Raw genomic sequence first — 19,887 nt, 5'->3', positions numbered from 1 at the left:
GATAATTACTCTTCCATAGAATGGTAAACATTCTGTACATCATCGTCTTCTTCTAACTTTTCTAAAAGTTTTTCTACATCTGCAGCTTCCTCTTCATTTAGTGATTTTGTTACTTGGGGAATACGCTCAAAACCAGATGATAAAATTTCTATTTCTCTATTTTCTAATTCTTTTTGAAGTGCGCCAAAACTTTCAAATGGACCATAGATTAGAATTCCATCGTCATCAACAAAGACTTCTTCTGCTCCAAAATCGATTAATTCCAGTTCCAATTCTTCTGGGTCAATACCTTCTGCAGGTATTCTAAAATTACACGTATGGTCAAACATAAATTCTACAGAACCAGATGTACCCAGGTTACCATTGCATTTATTAAAGTAGCTTCTAACATTGGCAACTGTTCTGGTATTATTATCTGTAGCAGTTTCTACTAAGACGGCAATACCATGAGGTGCATATCCTTCAAATAGGACTTCTTTATAATCTCCAAGGCTTTTATCGCTTGCTCTCTTTATAGCTCGCTCTACATTATCCTTTGGCATGTTTACAGACTTTGCATTCTGTATAACAGCTCTTAAACGTGAATTGGAATCTGGATCTGGTCCGCCTTCTTTTACGGCCATCACAATATCTTTGCCTATACGAGTAAAGGCTTTTGACATTGCTGACCATCTTTTCATTTTACGTGCTTTTCTAAATTCAAAAGCTCTTCCCATGGTAAATTATTTTTAACAAATGTACAAAAAGGGTTATGTTCAGAAATCATACAAAATATAATTACAGAACATCCTTTTTATAAAATTAATGTTGGTTATTAAAATTCACTTTCTATGATTCCTTCGATAATTCTTGCCAATTCAAAATCTTTTTCTGTAACACCATTGGCATCGTGAGTGTTTAAACGGATATTTAAAGTATTGTAAACATTGCTCCAATCTGGATGATGGTTAAGAGCTTCACACTCAAAGGCTATACGGGTCATTACTGAAAATGCTTCTTTGAAATTTTTAAATTCAAATGTGGTTTCTATGGCACCATCCACATATTCCCATCCATCAAGTTGACCCAAATAGTCCGCTATTTGCTGGTCAGTAAATCTTTCAATTTCTTTCATAATAGTTGCTAATTTAAAACATGATGGTCAATAATATCTTGAAATGTAAACTGTAAATTTTTAGGCAATTTATTGGTCTTAGGTAAAACTGCCAAATACCGATCTTCATTTGTGGTATAGACTCTTTTAATTATAGGGTTAAAGTTGCCTACACGCTCTAAGATTTCTTTGATAAAATCTTCGTGATGTGTAAGGTCATTACTTCCTAAGTGGTAAATACCTGTTTTGTTTCTATTGATAAGATAATGAATTTGCTGAGTAAGCTTATCATCATTGGTTACATTTAATATCAAATTAGGAAAGACTTCTATTGGTTTATTTTCTATTATCGCCTTTTTCATTTCCTTAATCTTAGGCGAACTATTGCCAAAAACCATTGGTACTCTTAATATTGCCATTTTTTCTTTTGGGAGTCTAAGTAGCATATTCTCAATCTTAATTTTAAGTCTGCCATATATACTTTCAGATAATGTCTTGTCCATTTCGTAAGATGGATATTTACTGTAAGCGTCAAAAACATTAGCTGAAGATATAAAGTAAATTTTACAGTTTTCTTTTGAAATATATTCTAAAATATGATTGTGAGCGATAACCAAAGCGGCAAAATTTCCTCTTAAAGCAGAAACTATTATTTGGGGCTTTACCTCTTCTAAAACTTCAACAATATCATCTTCTTCTAAATTGTAATGAACAAATTGTTTATTAGATGAGTATGAATTTGCGGCATGACAATAGGTGCCATAAGTATCGAAATAATTACAAAGTTCTTTGTAAATCGCGTTACCAATGAAACCGCTTCCGCCAAGAATCAATATTTTTTTAGTGTCTAATTTCAAAAAATAGAAAGTTCAGTTTCAGTCGTTAATTTTTCTAGTGCAAGCATTCCTAATTTAGAATTTCCTTTAGGGTTTAGTCCCGGAGACCATGTTGCTACACAGAATTTATTTGGTAAGAAGGCAACAATACCACCGCCAACACCACTTTTGCCAGGTAGCCCAACTTCAAAAGCAAATTCTCCGGCTTCATCATAAAATCCGCAAGTCAACATTATAGCATTAATACGTTTTACCTGAGTTGTAGTTAAGAACGTGTTATTTCTTCTACATTTACCATGATTCATAAACATGTAGAACGTATTTGTTAATTGCGCACAACTCATACTAAGCGAACATTGATGAAAATAAAAATCTAGAACGACGTCTACATCATTATTCAAATTACCATATGATTTTAAAAGGTTAGCAGCTGCAAAATTTCGGAATCCAGTTCGTTTTTCAGATTTTGCAACATCAACATCATAAGCTATAGTATCGTCATTGGCAATGTTTTGAACGAAAGCTAAAAATTCTTCCTTCGGATGTTCTAATTGAGAAACTAGAATATCGGCAATTACAATAGCACCAGGATTTATCAACGGATTTCTAGGAATTCCGTTTTCCAATTCTAAAAGCGATAAATGATTGAACGGATCTCCAGAAGGTTCAACATCTACACGTTCCCAAAGTTTTTCTCCAATGAGTCCTAAAGCCATAGAAAGGCTTAAAACCTTCGAGATACTTTGAATCGAAAATTTTTCATCAGAATTTCCGGCAGAGTAGGTATTCTGCTGAGTATCTATAAGATGAATTCCAAAATTTTCTAGATCAATTTTAGCTAATTCTGGTATGTAATCTGCAATTTTACCTCTATCCTTTTCTTTAGATGCAGCCTTGTTAATTGATGTAAGAATACTTTGAAAATCTATCATTTACTTTTGTAAAATGGTAATTTAACTACGGTAGCCGGTACAGCTTTTTTTCTAATCTGAATATTAATCTTACTACCTATATCTGAGAATATTGGGGGAACATAGCCTAAGCCAATACCTGAGCCCATTGAAGGAGACATAGTACCTGATGTAACTACACCTATAGTTTTACCGTTACCATCAACAATATCATAACCATGTCTTGGTATACCACGTTCATCTAGTTCAAAAGCAATAAGCTTACGTTCTGCTCCGTGTTGTTTTTCTTTTTCTAAAGCTACAGAGTTTACAAAATCTTTATTGAATTTTGTTACCCATCCTAAACCTGCTTCAATTGGAGAAGTGTTATCGTCGATATCGTTGCCGTAAAGGCAGTATCCCATTTCTAGACGCAAGGTATCTCGAGCTGCTAGACCAATAGGTTTAATTTCGAAATCTGCTCCAGCTTCAAAAACTTTATCCCATATTTGTTTTACTTCGTCATTCTTACAATAAATTTCAAATCCTCCAGAGCCGGTATATCCTGTGGCAGAAATAATTACATTATCTATACCTGCAAAATCGGCCACTTCAAAATGATAGAATTTAATATCAGCTAAATTAACAGAAGTTAAAGATTGCATTGCTTCAACAGCTTTAGGTCCTTGAATAGCTAAAAGAGAATACCCTTCAGAAATGTTGGTCATATCTGCTTTAAATTCTTCATTATATGATGAAATATGATTCCAGTCTTTTTCAATATTAGAGGCGTTCACCACTAATAAATATTGCTCTTCTTTAATTTTATAAATGATAAGGTCATCAACAATACCCCCAGTTTCATTAGGTAAACAACTATACTGTGCTCTTCCAATAGTCAATTTTGTTGCATCGTTAGATGATACTTTTTGAATTAAGTCTAATGCCGTAGGACCAGAGATTAAGAACTCGCCCATATGAGATACATCAAAAACACCAACACCATTACGTACGGTTTCATGTTCAGCATTAACACCTTCGTAAGAAACGGGCATATTATAACCAGCAAAAGGAACCATTTTGGCACCAAGAGATTCGTGTGTGGCAGTAAGCGCAGTATTTTTCATGTTCTATATTTATTGACAATACAAATTTATTGAAAATAAATAGAAGCCATTAAGGCTGAGCATCAAATTGACAAAATAAAATAACCTTTAAAAGAAGCCTAAGATTTTAAAAGAAAATCCTTGAGACCTTCGTAATTAGAAATCTTAATTGATATTTTAGTTTTTCCCATCACTTTTTGAATTTGAGCAGGTATTTCTAATTTCTCATTAAGTGTTTCTTCTACAATGTCCAAGAATTTTACTGGGTGTGCCGTTTCTAAAAATATACCGTAAGTTTCCGGATGTTGCTGTTGATATTTTTTAAGACCTAAATAACCTACAGCTCCATGAGGATCAGCAATGTATCCGCTTATATTGTAAATTTCCTTTAGAGCCTCTTTAGTATTGTTATCATCAAAAGAATAAGAAGAAAGATTCTTTTTCAATGCTTCAAAATCATCCTTGAACAAATGTCTTATTCTAATGAAATTACTAGGGTCGCCAACATCCATCGCATTAGATATGGTAGCTGTAGATGGCTTAGGATTGTACTCTTTTGTAAGCATAAATTGCGGTACAGTGTCATTAACGTTTGTTGATGCTATAAAATGTTTAACAGGCATACCTAACCTTTGTGCCACTAACCCCGCACATATATTTCCGAAGTTACCGGAAGGAACTGAGAACACAATTTCTTTACCTTTGGATTTTACTTGTTTGTAAGCAAATAAGAAGTAGAAAAGTTGCGGTAACCATCTGGCTACATTAATGGAATTAGCTGATGTCAGTTTCATTTCATCAAGTAGTTCTTTATCTAAAAATGCATTTTTTACCATTGCTTGACAATCGTCGAAAGTGCCATCTACTTCTAAAGCAGTAATATTTTTACCTAAAGTAGTTAATTGTCGTTCTTGAATATCACTTACTTTTCCGCTAGGATATAGAATAACAACATTTACACCTTCTACACCTAGAAAACCATTAGCAACTGCACCACCGGTATCACCAGAAGTAGCAACGAGAACGGTAACCTCATTTTTTGTAGATCTAGAGAAATATCCTAGACATTGTGCCATAAAACGAGCTCCTACATCCTTAAATGCCATAGTGGGGCCATGAAAAAGCTCTAAAGTGCCAATGTTAGGTGTAATTTCAACAACAGGAAAATCAAAGTCCAAAACTTCTTTTAAAATATCCTTTAATACATCGTTAGGAACAATGCCAGAAACAAATTGCTGTATCGCCTTAAAGGCAATTTCTTCATTGGAGAAACTTTCAATATTCTCAAAAAAGGAAATTGGTAACGGATTAATTTCTTCAGGAAAATACAAACCTTTATCAGGAGCAATACCGTTTACTACGGCTGTATCAAAAGAAACTTCGGGTGCTGTATTATTTAAACTATAGAATTTCAAACTGAAAATTTTTATTGTTATAGGTATGTGCTACTAAACTTATAAAAGTTTAACGCCTTCCATATTAATTTTTGAAACATGTATTTCGTAAGCTATGCCAATTTTATCATAAACTGATTTCATGGCATTGCCAACTTTTAATGCAGATTCTTTCCCTTTGCTAAATGCGAATATTGATGGACCAGATCCTGAAATTCCAGATCCCAAGGCACCTGCTTCTATTGACACTTTTTTTACTTCGTCAAAACCAGGTATTAAAATAGAACGAATTGGTTCTACAATATGGTCTTCTAAAGAGCGACCAATTAATGCATAGTCTTCTTTAAATAATCCAGCAACTAAACCGCCCACATTTCCCCATTGTTTAATTCCGGTCTCCATAGAAATAGTGGTTTTCAAAATTTTTCTGGAATCTGAAGTTTTTATTTCTATCTGCGGATGTATTATGGTAACATACAACTCTGTTGGTGCTGGAATTGAAATAATATCTAACGGACTGTAACTACGTACCAATGTAAAACCACCAAATAGTGCAGGGGCTACATTATCGGCATGGGCAACATCACTTGCTAAACGTTCACCTTCCATTGCGAATTTTACCAATTCTGTCTTACTGAACGGGTTACCCAATAAATGGTTCATTGCCCAAACAGCTCCGGCTGAACTAGCGGCACTACTACCAATACCACTTCCTGGTTTTATTTTTTTATCAATTTCAATTTCAAATCCGCCATCATAATCCGAAGCCAATAAAAAAGCATTACCGGCAACACCCGCAACATTGTTCAAGGTTTCTTTTGGTAAATCTTGCCCAGTGAGTTTAGTAATTTTAATCCCTTTTTGTGGCACTTTTCGAATGACCATTTCATCACCGACCGAGTCTAGGGCAACACCTAGCACATCAAATCCGCATGAAACGTTCGCAACAGTAGCAGGGCAAAAGACTTTAATTTCGTTTTGGTTCATAATTAATACTCCTTTTATGAAATTTAGAAATTACCAATTCGTATAATATCTGCAAATATACCAGAAGCTGTTACAGCAGCACCTGCACCTGCACCTTTGATGATCATAGGTTGGTTAGGGTAGCGCTCCGTATAAAATAATACAATGTTATCACTGCCTTCTAGATTATAAAAATCATGACCTTTAGGTATTTCTTGTAAGCCTACACTTGCTTTGCCATTATCAAACTGAGCAACATACTTTAATTTGCTATCGGCATTTTTGGCACTTATATATAATGATTGAAAATGAGCTTCGTGTTTTATTAAAGAAGCGAAAAATTCGTCATTATTAGCTGTGTTTAAACTTTCTTCAGGTAAGAATGGATTATTAGTAATATCACTGATTTCCAATTGATTTCCGCTTTCACGCGCCAAAATCAATATCTTACGCATAACATCAACTCCACTTAAATCAATTTTTGGATCTGGTTCTGTATATCCCTCTTCCTGAGCTTGTTTTACAACATCATGAAAGGTGGTTTTGTCATCGAAATTGTTAAAAACAAAGTTTAAACTTCCCGAAAGAACAGCCTGAATTTTCAAGATTTTATCTCCAGATGCAATAAGGTGTTTTAAAGTATCAATAATTGGTAAGCCTGCACCAACGTTAGTTTCGAATAAGAAAGGCGCGTTATATGTTCTTGCTAAAGATTTTAAAAGAGAATAGTTTTCAAAGGCAGAAGAACAAGCAATTTTATTACAAGTAACAACCGAAATACTATTGCTTAAATATTCGCTGTACGTTTTAGAAACCTCTTCACTTGCTGTGTTATCAACAAAGATGCTATTTCTATAGTTTAGGCTATTTACTAATTCTAAAAATTTAACCTTGTCGGCTTTTTCACCTGCCGCAAGTTTTGCTGACCAATCATTTAAGTCTATCCCTTTTTCATCAAAAAGCATAGTTCTGGAATTGGACATTCCAATTACGCGAATGTTTAATTTCAAATTCTCTTTTAAGAATTTTCGTTGTTCTTTAATTTGTTCTAGAAACTTTGCACCAACATTACCAACACCCATTACAAATAGGTTAAGTTGTTTTATGTTTTCCTCAAAAAACTCTTCATGCAAGGCATTCAGCGCTTTTTTTACATCCTTTTCATCAATGATGCATGAAATATTTCTTTCAGAGGCACCTTGTGCAATTACTCTAATATTGACATTGTTTTTCCCAAGTGTACTAAACATTTTACCGCTTAGTCCTTGGTGGCTTTTCATATTATCACCAACTAGGGCAACAATAGCCAAATCTTTTTCAGGTATTACTTGTTTAATGCGACCTCTTTCAATTTCGTATTCAAAAGCTTCATTAACAATGTTTACTGCTTTCTCTACATCATCTGCAGAAATACCTACACATATAGAATGCTCTGAGGATGCTTGGGTAATTAAAACTACACTAATATCTGCTTGGGAGAGAACTTCAAAAAAGCGTTTTGAGATACCAGGTATACCTACCATTCCAGGTCCTTCTAAAGATAATAGTGCAATATTGCCAATGTGGCTTATACCACGAACTGTTTTTCCTTTTTCATTCTTAGATTTGGTAATTAATGTTCCTGCTTCATCAGGACTAAAAGTGTTTTTTATAACGATAGATATGCCTTTTGATAATACAGGTTGTATCGTTGGCGGATAAAGTACTTTGGCACCAAAATGCGATAATTCCATAGCTTCCTCATACGATATATGCGGAATAGCCTTCGCTTGTTTTACCATTTTTGGGTTAGCCGTATACATACCACTAACGTCTGTCCATATTTCTAAAATATCTGCATCTACGGATGCGGCATATATAGCGGCAGTATAGTCAGAACCACCTCTACCTAATGTAGTAGATACCCCATCTTCTGAAGTTGAAATAAACCCTGGGCAAACAGTAATTTTCTTAGTTGATGAATTAAAGAAATCTGCACAATTTGCATTAGTTTTAGTGAAATTCACCGTGTTTTTACCATTCAACTTACTGGTAATTATAAGTTCTCTACTATCTTTAAATTCAGCATCTAATTTTTCGCTAATGAGATATTCACTAATTATGTATGATGAAAGAAGTTCACCGTAGCTAACTATTTTATCAGATAATTTAGGAGTTATTTCTCCAATGAAAAAAGCGCCTTCCAGTAATGTTTCCAATACATTGAATTCACTTTTAACCTTGCTAAGTGCCTTACTTTGCGCAGTAACAGGTAATAGTTCTTTTATAGTAGATAAATGTCTTTCTTCTAATGTCGTTAAAATTTCTTTATATGATTGATCTTGTGTAGAAGCTAAAGACCCAGCTTCTAACAATAAATCTGTTACACCTCCTAGAGCAGAAACAACCAAAATGATAGGGTCATTGTACGTAGAGATTATATTTTTTATTTTAACTATATTTTCGGGTTTGGCTACAGATGAGCCACCAAATTTTAGAACTTTCATGTTATTGAAATATTGACTTTGTAATTAAGATATGGTGTAATTAAACACAGGTACGAGAAAAAATAGTTTTTACCCCCAAGGGGTGAACCATGCAGTTGTAGAACCATAGTTAATGGTAGTAGAAGTGTAATCGAATTTTATGTCTGTTTTATAGCAGTCCATAATACTAATTGTTGAAAATCAAAAGTAGTACTTTTGGTATCCTAAACAAATGATTGCACAATTTTTTACGGAATCGTTAGGTTTTAGATATAAAAAAAATAAAGAATGAAATTATATAGTGCAAAACAGATTTATAAGGCAGATCAGATTTCTATTAAAAAAGAGGAAATAGGAAGTAACGAATTAATGGAGCGTGCAGCCCTGCAACTCTTTAATTGGATGCATTTACGTATGCAAGGTGCTCCTGTAAAAATACATTTGTTTTGTGGTATTGGTAATAACGGTGGTGATGGTATTGCCCTTGCTAGACATCTCGTTGATCATGGTTACAATATAGAAGTGTATGTAATTAATTATAGTGAAAAACGATCTAAAGATTTTTTAATTAATCTAGACAGATTAAAAGATAGAAAAGTTTGGCCTAATTTTATGAACTGTGATGATAGTTTACCTGAAATAGGTAAGGAAGATATCATTGTAGATGGAATATTTGGAATAGGCTTAAATAGAACGCCAGATGATTGGGTGGCTAAAGTAATTCAACATTTAAATGATTCCCAAGCTTTTATTTTGTCAATAGATATCCCGTCAGGATTATTTACAGATGAAGGTCCAAAGGATGTGAACTCCATTATCAGGTCAAATTTTGTTTTAAGTTTTCAAACTCCAAAACTAGTCTTTTTCTTACCAGAAACGGGTCCTTTTATAGAACAATGGGAGGTTTTAGATATTGGTTTGGATCCAGAATATTTAAAGGAAACAGAAACCGATTACGAGCTCATTGGTAAAAATGAAGTATTAACTCTTTATAAACCTCGCGAGAAATATGGGCATAAAGGTACGTACGGACATTCTTTAATCGTAGGAGGTAGTTATGGAAAAATGGGATCGGTATGTCTATCATCTAAAGCCGCTCTTCAAGCAGGTAGCGGATTAGTAACCTCGTATATACCTAAAATCGGTTATGTTATTCTTCAGGCTTCTTTGCCCGAAGTTATGGTGCTAACAGATGTAGACGAGAATGAACTTTCCAATATAAATTTCGATATAAAACCAAATGTGGTGGGTATAGGGGTTGGTATGGGAACCACAAAAACAACAACGACTGCTCTAGCCAATTTTTTAAAAGTAATTAAATTGCCATTGGTGATTGATGCAGATGCATTGAATATATTATCAGAAAATAAAGATTTATTGAAAAGCATACCTGAGGATTCTGTCTTAACTCCCCATCCAAAAGAGTTGGAGCGATTGATTGGGAAGTGGAAAGACGATTTTGATAAACTTAATAAGGTTAAGAAGTTTTCAAAGAAGTATAAATGTATAGTAGTTATTAAGGGCGCCCATACTATAATTGTACATAATGAAAAAGGATATGTAAATACAACAGGAAATCCTGGTATGGCAACTGCTGGTAGCGGTGATGTGTTAACAGGGGTAATTACGGGACTTAGAGCGCAAGGCTATGCTGCCTTAGATGCTGCAATATTTGGAGTCTACTTGCATGGTAGAGCTGGTGATATTGCGGTTGAGTCTACTGGTTTTCAATCATTGACAGCCTCTCATGTTATTGATAATCTAGCCAATGCATATTTAGATATGTTTAAGCTGCCTGAGCAGCCTGTGGTAGAAGAAGAAAATAAATAAAATTATTTATTAAGAATTAACTCTTCTTTTAACCCACTTAAGAGCGTTGTCATATTCAATGAAAAACTTCATCGGTTTTTTATAGAACAATTTTTCAATCTTAAAGTTATGCATATCTATCTCTTTAACAGATACAATAGCAAAAGCTTTAAGGTTTTCTAATTGTTTAAGATAATTGTAAATAGTAGGGTCAATGGCAAATGAGTGTTTACGTAGACTAATGAAACCGAAGTTTCTATCTCTAAAATGAATTTCAGATATCCCGATAATTTGATAAGCTCTTTCGAGTGTTAGCGTAGCTCCCTCGTCAAAAATTGATACCATGTAATTATCATAAACTTGAATTTTCCCTGTTTCTAATTCGTACTCCCTTACAATTACCTTCTTCTTGGTAGATCCAACTTTCATTCTCTTCGTATTAGTATAGTGTGTCTGAAGCGAAAATATACTGAACTACATTATTGGGGTAAATTTTTAGTTTAAACGCGAAAATATCGTTCATACTGCGTATGGCTACTATTGAGTGTATTTTTATTCTTACATTATAAAATGAATTGTACGAAAAAGGAGCCCTATGTAAGGCTCCTTAATTATATTTAAAAAAGAGAAAATCTCTATGTTTTAGGAGATTCTTCTTCTGCTTTTTCTATTTTAATAGTCAATTCTTCACTTTTCTTGTCAAGCTCAATATAAATACTGTCACCTTCTTTAAGTTTAGAATTTACTATTTCTTCTGCTAGTGCATCTTCAATGTACTTTTGAATAGCCCTTTTAAGAGGTCTTGCTCCATATTGTTTGTCAAACCCTTTCTCTGCGATGTAGTCTTTAGCCTCATCTGTAAGATTCAAGTGATAGCCAATATCCTTGATTCTTTTATAAAGTTTAGCTAATTCAATATCAATAATCTTATGGATATCTTCTCTTTCTAAAGCATTGAATACAATTACATCATCAATTCTATTTAAGAATTCAGGAGCAAAGGCTTTCTTCAAAGCATTTTCAATAACCCCTTTCTGATGTGAATCTTCTTGAGATTTTTTAGCAGAAGTACCAAAACCAACACCTTGTCCAAAATCTTTCAATTGTCTGGCTCCAATGTTGGAAGTCATTATAATAATCGTATTTCTAAAATCTATTTTACGACCAAGACTATCTGTTAAGAAACCATCATCTAATACTTGTAAAAGCATATTAAACACATCTGGATGCGCTTTCTCAACTTCATCTAAAAGTATTACAGAGTAAGGTTTTCTTCTCACTTTTTCGGTAAGTTGACCACCTTCTTCATAACCAACGTATCCTGGAGGTGCACCAACTAATCTAGAGATTGCGAATTTCTCCATGTACTCACTCATATCTATACGTATAAGTGCATCTTCAGAGTCAAAAAGCTCTTTAGCCAATACTTTTGCAAGTTGTGTTTTACCAACACCAGTCTGTCCTAAGAAAATAAACGAACCAATTGGTTTGTTTGGATCCTTAAGTCCCGCTCTATTTCTTTGAATAGCTTTAGAGACTTTGGCAACGGCATCATCTTGACCAATTACGTTAGATTTTATTAACTCAGGTAATCCGGCCAGTTTGTTACTTTCGGTTTGCGCAATTCTGTTAACGGGAATTCCACTCATCATAGAAACAACATCGGCAACATTATCTTCGCTAACAGTTTCTTTGTTAAGCTTACTGTCATCTTCCCAACGCTCTTGAGCTATAGCAAGATCTTTCTCTAAACCTTTTTCGTCATCACGTAATTTAGCTGCTTCTTCATATTTCTGCTTCTTAACTACACTGTTTTTTAGTTCACGTACATCTTCCAATTTCTTTTCCAATTCAAGTATTTGTTTTGGAACGTCCATATTAACGATATGCACACGAGAGCCAGCTTCATCTAGAGCATCAATAGCTTTGTCCGGTAAAAAACGATCTGTCATGTACCTATTTGTCAATTTAACACAAGCTTCAATAGCTTCGTCAGTATAGGTTACATTATGGTGATCTTCGTACTTACCTTTTATATTATGTAAAATTTCAATTGTTTCATCAACAGTTGTTGGTTCAACAATTACTTTTTGAAAACGTCTTTCTAAGGCACCATCTTTTTCAATATACTGTCTGTATTCATCTAAAGTGGTCGCACCAATACATTGAATTTCTCCTCTTGCCAATGCTGGTTTAAACATGTTAGAAGCATCTAAGCTTCCTGTAGCACCACCTGCACCAACAATAGTATGTATCTCATCAATAAATAAAATAACATCGTCATTTTTTTCAAGTTCGTTCATTACAGCTTTCATTCGCTCTTCAAACTGTCCACGGTATTTTGTACCGGCAACTAAAGAAGCAAGGTCAAGTGTAACCACTCTTTTGTTATAAAGGATTCTTGAAACTTTCTTATCTATAATGCGTAATGCCAATCCTTCGGCAATAGCACTTTTACCAACACCTGGCTCACCAATTAATAACGGGTTGTTCTTTTTTCTACGGCTAAGAATTTGAGAAACTCTTTCAATTTCTTTTTCTCTACCAACAACAGGGTCTAATTTATTTTCCTCTGCCATTTGGGTGAGGTCTCTACCGAAGTTATCTAAAACAGGAGTTTTGGATTTTTTAGCACCTTTCTGGTTAGAGGCAGCACCAAACGTGCTCTCTTTTCCTTCATTAGCATCTTCAGAATCACTTGGAAAGGATTCAGCCGTTGGGCCGTCTACCATATCGTCGTCACTTGTAATCATAAATTTAAACTGTTCTTTAACGCCATCATAATCTACTTTTAATTTATGTAAAAGCTTTGTAGTCGGGTCGTTTTCATTTCTAAGAATACACAGTAAAAGGTGCGCAGTATTAATAGAAGAGCTTTGAAAAAGTTTCGCTTCTAAAAATGTTGTTTTTAAGGCACGCTCTGCTTGTCTTGTCAAATGCAAGTTCTTTTTATCCTTTTGTACGCCACTGGCGTTAGGATTGGAAGGACTAAGAATTTCTACTTTTCTTCGTAAATGTTCTAAATCAACTTCCAAAGCATCTAAAATACTTATGGCCTTCCCGTTTCCGTCTCTAAGAAGCCCTAGCATGAGGTGCTCGGTACCGATAAAATCGTGACCAAGTCGTAATGCTTCCTCCTTGCTATAAGCAATTACATCCTTTACTCTTGGGGGAAAATTATCATCCATATACTATATTATCTTCTATAAAATTACTAAATCTCATCCAATCAATGGCAATTACCATACCTATAATCGTTAAAGTTATTGTAAAACCCATTAAATGTGCGTCTCTAGGCGCAAAAATGAGCGTATATAATGAAAATTAACATTTCGTGGGCATGTGTTAATAAAATTTGATATAATTAAAACGACTTAGTCTTTAAACGCTTAGGATTTAAGTATATTGGCATGCTTTTTTACTAATTAAAAAACATAAGATTTTAAGATGGCTGACGGTGAAAAATTGATTCCCATTAACATTGAAGACGAAATGAAATCTGCCTACATTGATTATTCAATGTCGGTCATTGTGTCACGAGCCCTGCCAGATGTCAGGGACGGATTAAAACCCGTGCACAGAAGAGTTCTTTTTGGAATGCATGAATTAGGGGTTAGAAGTAATAGCTCGCATAAAAAATCTGCCCGTATTGTGGGTGAGGTTCTTGGTAAGTATCACCCTCATGGTGATACTTCTGTATATGATGCCATGGTTCGTATGGCTCAAGAATGGAGTTTACGATATATGCTTGTGGACGGACAAGGTAATTTTGGTTCTGTTGATGGTGATAGTCCTGCAGCGATGCGTTATACGGAAGCCCGTATGCGTAAGATTGCAGATGATATGCTTATAGATATAGAAAAGGAAACGGTAGATTATCAATTGAATTTTGATGATTCTTTAAAAGAGCCTACTGTACTTCCTACTAGGGTTCCTGCTTTATTGGTTAATGGAGCATCTGGTATTGCTGTAGGTATGGCTACCAATATGCCTCCACATAATTTAGCGGAAGTCATCGATGGTACTGTTGCGTATATCGACAATAATGATATTGAAATAGATGAGTTGATTACGCATATTAAAGCGCCTGATTTTCCAACGGGAGGTATTATTTATGGCTATGATGGTGTGAAAGAAGCTTTTCATACAGGAAGAGGGCGTGTAAAAATGCGTGCTAAAGCAACTTTTGAAGAAGTTCAAGGTCGTGAATGTATCGTTGTTACGGAAATACCTTATCAGGTCAACAAGGCCGACATGATCAAGAAAACTGCGGATCTTGTTAATGACAAAAAATTGGAGGGTATATCCAATATTAGAGATGAGTCTGACCGTAATGGTATGAGAATCGTTTATATCCTTAAAAGAGATGCCATTCCTAATATAGTATTGAATATGTTGTATAAGTATACAGCATTGCAAACCTCTTTTAGTGTCAATAACATTGCTCTTGTTAATGGAAGGCCGCAATTATTGAACGTTAAGGAAATGATTCATTATTTCGTAGAGCATCGCCATGAAGTTGTGGTTAGGCGTACGCAATTTGAATTAAAGAAAGCTGAGGATCGCGCGCACATTTTGGAAGGGTTGATTATTGCTTCAGATAATATTGATGAAGTTATTGCAATCATTAGAGCTTCTAACAATGCTGATGAAGCAAGGGCAAACTTGATAGAACGCTTTAAATTAAGTGAAATCCAAGCCAAGGCAATTGTAGAGATGCGATTACGCCAACTTACCGGTCTGGAGCAAGATAAACTAAGAACGGAGTATGATGAGATAATGCTCTTAATTGCCGATTTAAAAGATATTCTTGAGAAAAAAGAACGTAGAATGCAAATCATTAAAGATGAGCTTCTAGAGATAAAGGATAAATACGGTGATGAAAGAAGATCGGTAATTAATATTGCTGGTGGAGATCTTAGTATGGAAGATATGATACCTGATGAGCAAGTGGTAATTACCATTTCTCATGCTGGTTATATTAAAAGGACACCATTATCAGAATATAAGACACAAAATAGAGGAGGAGTTGGTCAGAAAGCATCATCAACTAGAAACGAAGATTTCTTAGAGCATTTATTTGTTGGTACTAACCACCAATATATGTTGTTCTTCACTCAAAAAGGTAAGTGTTTCTGGATGCGTGTTTTTGAAATTCCAGAAGGAAGTAGAACATCTAAGGGTAGGGCGATACAGAATCTTATAAACATTGAACAAGATGATAGTGTAAAAGCATTCATTTGTACACAAGATTTAAAAGATGAAGAGTATATCAATGCGCATTATGTTATTATGGCAACTAAGAAAGGTGTTGTTAAGAAAACATCTTTAGAGCAATATTCTAGACCGCGTCAAAATGGTATAAATGCCATAACTGTTCGTGATGGTGATGAATTGTTAGAAGCTAAATTAACTACTGGTTCAAGTGAGATTTTCTTAGGACTTAAATCTGGTAAAGCTATTCGTTTTGAAGAAAGTAAGACGAGACCAATGGGTAGAAATGCTTCAGGTGTACGTGGTATTACTTTGGCAAATGACGAAGATGAGGTAATCGGTATGGTTTCTGTTCACAATTTTGAAGATGAAATTTTGGTTGTGTCTGAAAGAGGATACGGAAAACGTTCTAGCATAGAAGATTATAGAGTTACCAATAGAGGAGGTAAAGGAGTTAAAACTATTAGTGTTACCGATAAAACCGGTGGACTTGTAGCTATTAAAAATGTTACTGACTCTGATGACTTAATGATAATCAATAAATCTGGTATTGCAATTCGTATGAGCGTAGAAGACTTACGTGTAATGGGTAGGGCAACGCAAGGAGTTAGATTAATCAACATTAAGGGTAATGACTCAATTGCTGCGGTTGCAAAGGTTATGAAGGATGAGGATGAAATAGAGGAAGCTGAAATACTTGATATAGAGGTAGATGCAGAAGATGGCACAGAGATTGATGATACTGATACCGATGATAAAGAATCATAAATTGTAAACACTAATACTTAATATATTAAAAATGAAGAATAGATTATTACTTGTAGCGGCACTGACATTTACAATGGTCGGTTTTGCACAAAAAAACGAGATAAAGTCTGCAGAAAAGGCATTGAAATCTGGTGATTCGGCTTCGGCTCAAACAGCAATAGAAGCGGCATCTGGTACAATTGCAGCTGCTGATGAAAAGACACAAGCTCAATACTATTTTACTAGAGGTAAGATTTATAGTGATTTAGCTAAGAAAGGAAATAACGATGCATTTGAAAAAGCAGCAACTTCCTTTAAGAAAGTTATTGAAATAGAAGAAGCAACTGGTAAGCAGAAGTATTCTGCTGAAACTAATCAATATATGGCTGGTTTAACCGCTGATTTGGTTAATTCGGCAGTAAGTGATAATGGTAATAATAAGTATAAAGAAGCAGCAGAAAAGTTGTACATGAGCTATACGCTTAGTCCAAAAGATACTTCTTATCTATACTATGCTGCAGGTAGTGCTGTAAACGGAGGTCATTATGAAATGGCTTTGGATTACTATAACAAGTTGCAAGAAGTAGGGTATGATGGTAGTGCAATGGTTTATAAAGCTACAAATGCTGCAACTGGAGAAGTAGAAGAGATGGATAAGGTTCAACGTGATCTTATGGTGAAATCTGGTACATATTCTAATCCTGTAGATGAGAAAACACCATCTAAAAAAGCTGAAATTGTTAAAAATACAGCTTTAATTTATACTCAATTAGGTCAAGATGAAAAAGCTTTAGAGGCTTATCAAGCGGCAAGAAAGAGCGATCCAGAAGATGTAAATCTTATTCTTAATGAAGCTAATTTATATTTCAACCAAGGAAATAAGGATAAGTTTAAGGAATTGATGGCTCAAGCAATCGCATTGGCTCCAGATAATCCAGATTTACATTACAATGTAGGTGTAATAAGTATGGAGCAAAACAATTATGATGATGCACGTGTATCTTATAAAAAAGCAATTGAATTAGATCCTAAATACACTAACGCTTATTTAAATCTTTCTACTACTTATGTAAATGAAGGAAATGGAATGATTGATGAAATGAATTCATTAGGTAATTCTAGAGCGGATATTGCTAAATATGATGAATTGAAAGAAAAGAAAGATGGTTTGTTTAAGCAAGGTGCTGATGTATTGGAAGATGCGTTGAAGAACAATCCTGATAATGAAAATGTAATGACTCAGCTTAAGAATATTTACGGAGCAATGGGTGATACTGAAAACTTCATGAAAATGAAGAAGATGTTAGGAGAATAATTATCCTTACACATTAAATAAATTAAAAGGCCCTAATTAGGGCCTTTTTTTATATTACTTTTTTAATAACTCTTAATTGATGTGTGTAGGTTCTAAGGTCATTATTAAATATGCCCGTATGGTCTATTCGATCTATTCTTACTTTTCCATTAACATGAATAACATAGTTGTTTTCCATAATAATGCCTACATGGTCAATGACACCGTTAACATTATCAAAAAAGGCTAAATCACCAGCTTCACTTTCTTCAACGAAGCTTAAAGCGGTACCTTGAGTAGATTGATTTTCTGCAGTTCTTAAAATATTGTATCCGTTTATTCTGTATACCATTTGGGTAAAACCTGCACTATCAATACCAAAAGGAGATTTTCCTCCCTTTAATTCCGGGGCGTTTAAATAGAGCAATGCGGTTTTCACCAAATTATCTTTAGGTTGCACGGAATTTAAAATAGAACCATCAAAATTAACGGATAATGAAGGAATGTCTGGAATGCAAGATCCTAATAAGATAGGTGTTACTATTTCGTTAGTATCCGCAACATACGATATCAGATCTGCAACAAATTTTTGTCCCTTATTTTCTTGAATTGAATTAAATTCATTTTCAGGAATAAAGGTTAGTTGACTGTTCATGATCCAGCCTTCACATTTATCTGATATAGTTTTTATTCTAGACCAGTTTTTTCTGCTTTCCAATATTTTGTAATGTTCGCCAAACAAAAGTTGGGTAACTAATTCAGATACCTCTTCTGTTGCACTTCTTACAGGAATAATGCTTAACTGACAAATACCGTACTGCATGTAATTTTTTTATGCGCTTATAACCTTTCTATAATTATAGCAGAAGCACCGCCACCGCCATTACAAATTGCAGCAGCTCCTATTTTAGCATTGTTTTGTTCTAATACATTTAATAATGTGATTAATATACGTGCACCTGAGCATCCTAGTGGATGACCTAGAGAAACGGCACCGCCATTTACATTTACATTTGAATCGTTAAGCCCTAATATTTTCATATTGGCAAGACCAACAACAGAGAAAGCTTCGTTAAATTCAAAGAAATCAACTTCCTCTAATTTTAAATTAGATTTGGCCAATGCTTTTGGTAATGCTTTTGCAGGAGCTGTAGTAAACCATTCTGGCTCATGAGCAGCATCTGCGTAACTTTTAATAACAGCTAAAGGTTTTAAATTCAATTCCTCAGCCTTTTCTTTGCTCATTAAAACTAAAGCAGCGGCACCATCATTGATGGTTGATGCATTTGCAGCGGTAACAGTACCATCTTTAGAGAATGCAGGTCTTAAATTTGGGATTTTGTCAATGAATACATTGCTAAATTCCTCGTCTTTATTCACCATTTTAGGCTCTCCACGTCTTTGCGGAACGGCTACAGGGATAACTTCATTATCGAATTTTCCATTCTCCCAAGCTTCTGAAGACCTTTTGTAAGATTGAATAGCGTATGCATCTTGATCTTCTCTGCTAAATTCATATTTAGTAGCACAAGCATCTGCACAAACACCCATTGCATTTTCATCGTAAGCATCAACTAAGCCGTCTTTTTGCATACCGTCAATTAAAGGAGTAGGTCCAAATTTTGTACCTGTTCTCATATGTACATAATGTGGGATAAGGCTCATATTCTCCATTCCACCAGCAACAACAATATCAGCGTCTCCTAAAGCAATTGCTTGTGTTCCTTGCATTACCGCCTTCATTCCAGAGGCACAAACTTTATTTATAGTGGTACAGGGTACGGTATTGGGAATGCCTGCAAAAATAGCAGCTTGTCTAGCCGGAGCTTGACCTGTTCCTGCTTGCACAACATTGCCCATTATAACTTCATCTACCAAAGTAGGGTCAAGGTTTATTTTCTTCAATGCGCCTTCAATAGCCACTGCGCCCAATTTTGGAGCTGGTATTGTTGACAATCCGCCCATAAAACTACCTATTGGAGTTCTAACAGCTGATACGATAACGACCTCTTTCATGTTTTTAATAATTTAATAGCACGAAATTACTAAATTCTATAGCAACCCAAGGGATAT

Annotated in this window: 15 protein-coding genes; 3 read left to right on the top strand and 12 right to left on the bottom strand. The window is 34.7% G+C overall.

Annotated features, from left to right (window positions below):
* Positions 1-5: 5 nt before the first annotated feature.
* The 8 genes from BM296_RS13890 to thrA all read right to left on the bottom strand — a co-directional run bounded on the left by BM296_RS13890 (position 6) and on the right by thrA (position 8,771).
* Entirely contained in the window at positions 6-716 is a 711-nt protein-coding gene (locus BM296_RS13890; protein WP_027067706.1) for a YebC/PmpR family DNA-binding transcriptional regulator, read from the bottom strand.
* A gap of 98 nt (positions 717-814) precedes the next feature.
* Positions 815-1,114 (bottom strand): 4a-hydroxytetrahydrobiopterin dehydratase, encoded by a 300-nt coding sequence (locus BM296_RS13885; RefSeq protein ID WP_091903756.1) that lies wholly within the window; start codon positions 1,112-1,114, stop codon positions 815-817.
* Positions 1,115-1,122: 8 nt separating this feature from the next.
* Positions 1,123-1,950, bottom strand: coding sequence for a sugar nucleotide-binding protein (locus BM296_RS13880; RefSeq protein WP_091903754.1), 828 nt, complete (start codon positions 1,948-1,950; stop codon positions 1,123-1,125).
* The gene (locus BM296_RS13875) at positions 1,947-2,861 is read right to left on the bottom strand and encodes a glutaminase (RefSeq protein WP_091903752.1); all 915 of its coding nucleotides are present in this window, start codon (positions 2,859-2,861) and stop codon (positions 1,947-1,949) included. The genes BM296_RS13880 and BM296_RS13875 overlap by 4 nt, the downstream gene beginning before the upstream one ends.
* Positions 2,858-3,946 (bottom strand): glycine cleavage system aminomethyltransferase GcvT, encoded by a 1,089-nt coding sequence (gcvT, locus tag BM296_RS13870; protein ID WP_091903749.1) that lies wholly within the window; start codon positions 3,944-3,946, stop codon positions 2,858-2,860. Before gcvT ends, BM296_RS13875 begins: the two co-directional genes overlap by 4 nt.
* Before the next feature lie 98 nt (positions 3,947-4,044).
* The gene (gene thrC / locus BM296_RS13865) at positions 4,045-5,340 is read right to left on the bottom strand and encodes a threonine synthase (protein WP_091903747.1); all 1,296 of its coding nucleotides are present in this window, start codon (positions 5,338-5,340) and stop codon (positions 4,045-4,047) included.
* A 39-nt stretch (positions 5,341-5,379) separates the two neighbouring features.
* Positions 5,380-6,306: a homoserine kinase gene (locus BM296_RS13860; protein WP_091903745.1), complete on the bottom strand. Its 927-nt coding sequence runs from the start codon at positions 6,304-6,306 to the stop codon at positions 5,380-5,382.
* Positions 6,307-6,329: 23 nt separating this feature from the next.
* A complete protein-coding gene (gene thrA, locus BM296_RS13855; RefSeq protein WP_091903743.1) occupies positions 6,330-8,771 on the bottom strand; it encodes a bifunctional aspartate kinase/homoserine dehydrogenase I in 2,442 nt (813 codons plus the stop codon).
* A 267-nt stretch (positions 8,772-9,038) separates the two neighbouring features.
* Here thrA and BM296_RS13850 point away from each other — a divergent pair, with 267 nt between their 5' ends.
* Positions 9,039-10,580 carry an NAD(P)H-hydrate dehydratase gene (locus BM296_RS13850; protein ID WP_091903741.1) on the top strand — a complete coding sequence of 514 codons (1,542 nt, stop codon included), beginning with the start codon at positions 9,039-9,041 and terminating at the stop codon, positions 10,578-10,580.
* Positions 10,581-10,589: 9 nt separating this feature from the next.
* Here the strand turns inward: BM296_RS13850 and BM296_RS13845 are convergent, their stop codons facing one another.
* Positions 10,590-10,988, bottom strand: a complete 399-nt coding sequence (locus BM296_RS13845) for an STAS/SEC14 domain-containing protein (RefSeq protein ID WP_091903739.1) — start codon at positions 10,986-10,988, stop codon at positions 10,590-10,592.
* A gap of 206 nt (positions 10,989-11,194) precedes the next feature.
* Positions 11,195-13,747 (bottom strand): ATP-dependent Clp protease ATP-binding subunit, encoded by a 2,553-nt coding sequence (locus BM296_RS13840; RefSeq protein WP_091903737.1) that lies wholly within the window; start codon positions 13,745-13,747, stop codon positions 11,195-11,197.
* 259 nt (positions 13,748-14,006) lie between these two features.
* On the opposite strand from BM296_RS13840, the gene gyrA reads away from it, so the two are divergent.
* Both gyrA and BM296_RS13830 read left to right on the top strand, forming a co-directional pair.
* Entirely contained in the window at positions 14,007-16,541 is a 2,535-nt protein-coding gene (gyrA, locus tag BM296_RS13835; RefSeq protein WP_091903735.1) for a DNA gyrase subunit A, read from the top strand.
* 31 nt (positions 16,542-16,572) lie between these two features.
* Positions 16,573-17,835, top strand: a complete 1,263-nt coding sequence (locus BM296_RS13830; RefSeq protein WP_091903733.1) for a tetratricopeptide repeat protein — start codon at positions 16,573-16,575, stop codon at positions 17,833-17,835.
* 49 nt (positions 17,836-17,884) lie between these two features.
* Here BM296_RS13830 and BM296_RS13825 read toward each other — a convergent pair whose 3' ends face one another.
* Complete coding sequence (locus BM296_RS13825) at positions 17,885-18,637, bottom strand: C40 family peptidase (protein WP_091903731.1); 753 nt, start codon at positions 18,635-18,637, stop codon at positions 17,885-17,887.
* Between the two features lie 17 nt (positions 18,638-18,654).
* Positions 18,655-19,830 carry an acetyl-CoA C-acyltransferase gene (locus tag BM296_RS13820; RefSeq protein ID WP_091903729.1) on the bottom strand — a complete coding sequence of 392 codons (1,176 nt, stop codon included), beginning with the start codon at positions 19,828-19,830 and terminating at the stop codon, positions 18,655-18,657.
* Between the last annotated feature and the right edge of the window lie 57 nt (positions 19,831-19,887).

Origin of the sequence: Maribacter stanieri (assembly GCF_900112245.1) — a bacterium.
GTDB lineage: Bacteria > Bacteroidota > Bacteroidia > Flavobacteriales > Flavobacteriaceae > Maribacter > Maribacter stanieri.
This window is presented reverse-complemented; position numbering and strand designations above follow the sequence as displayed.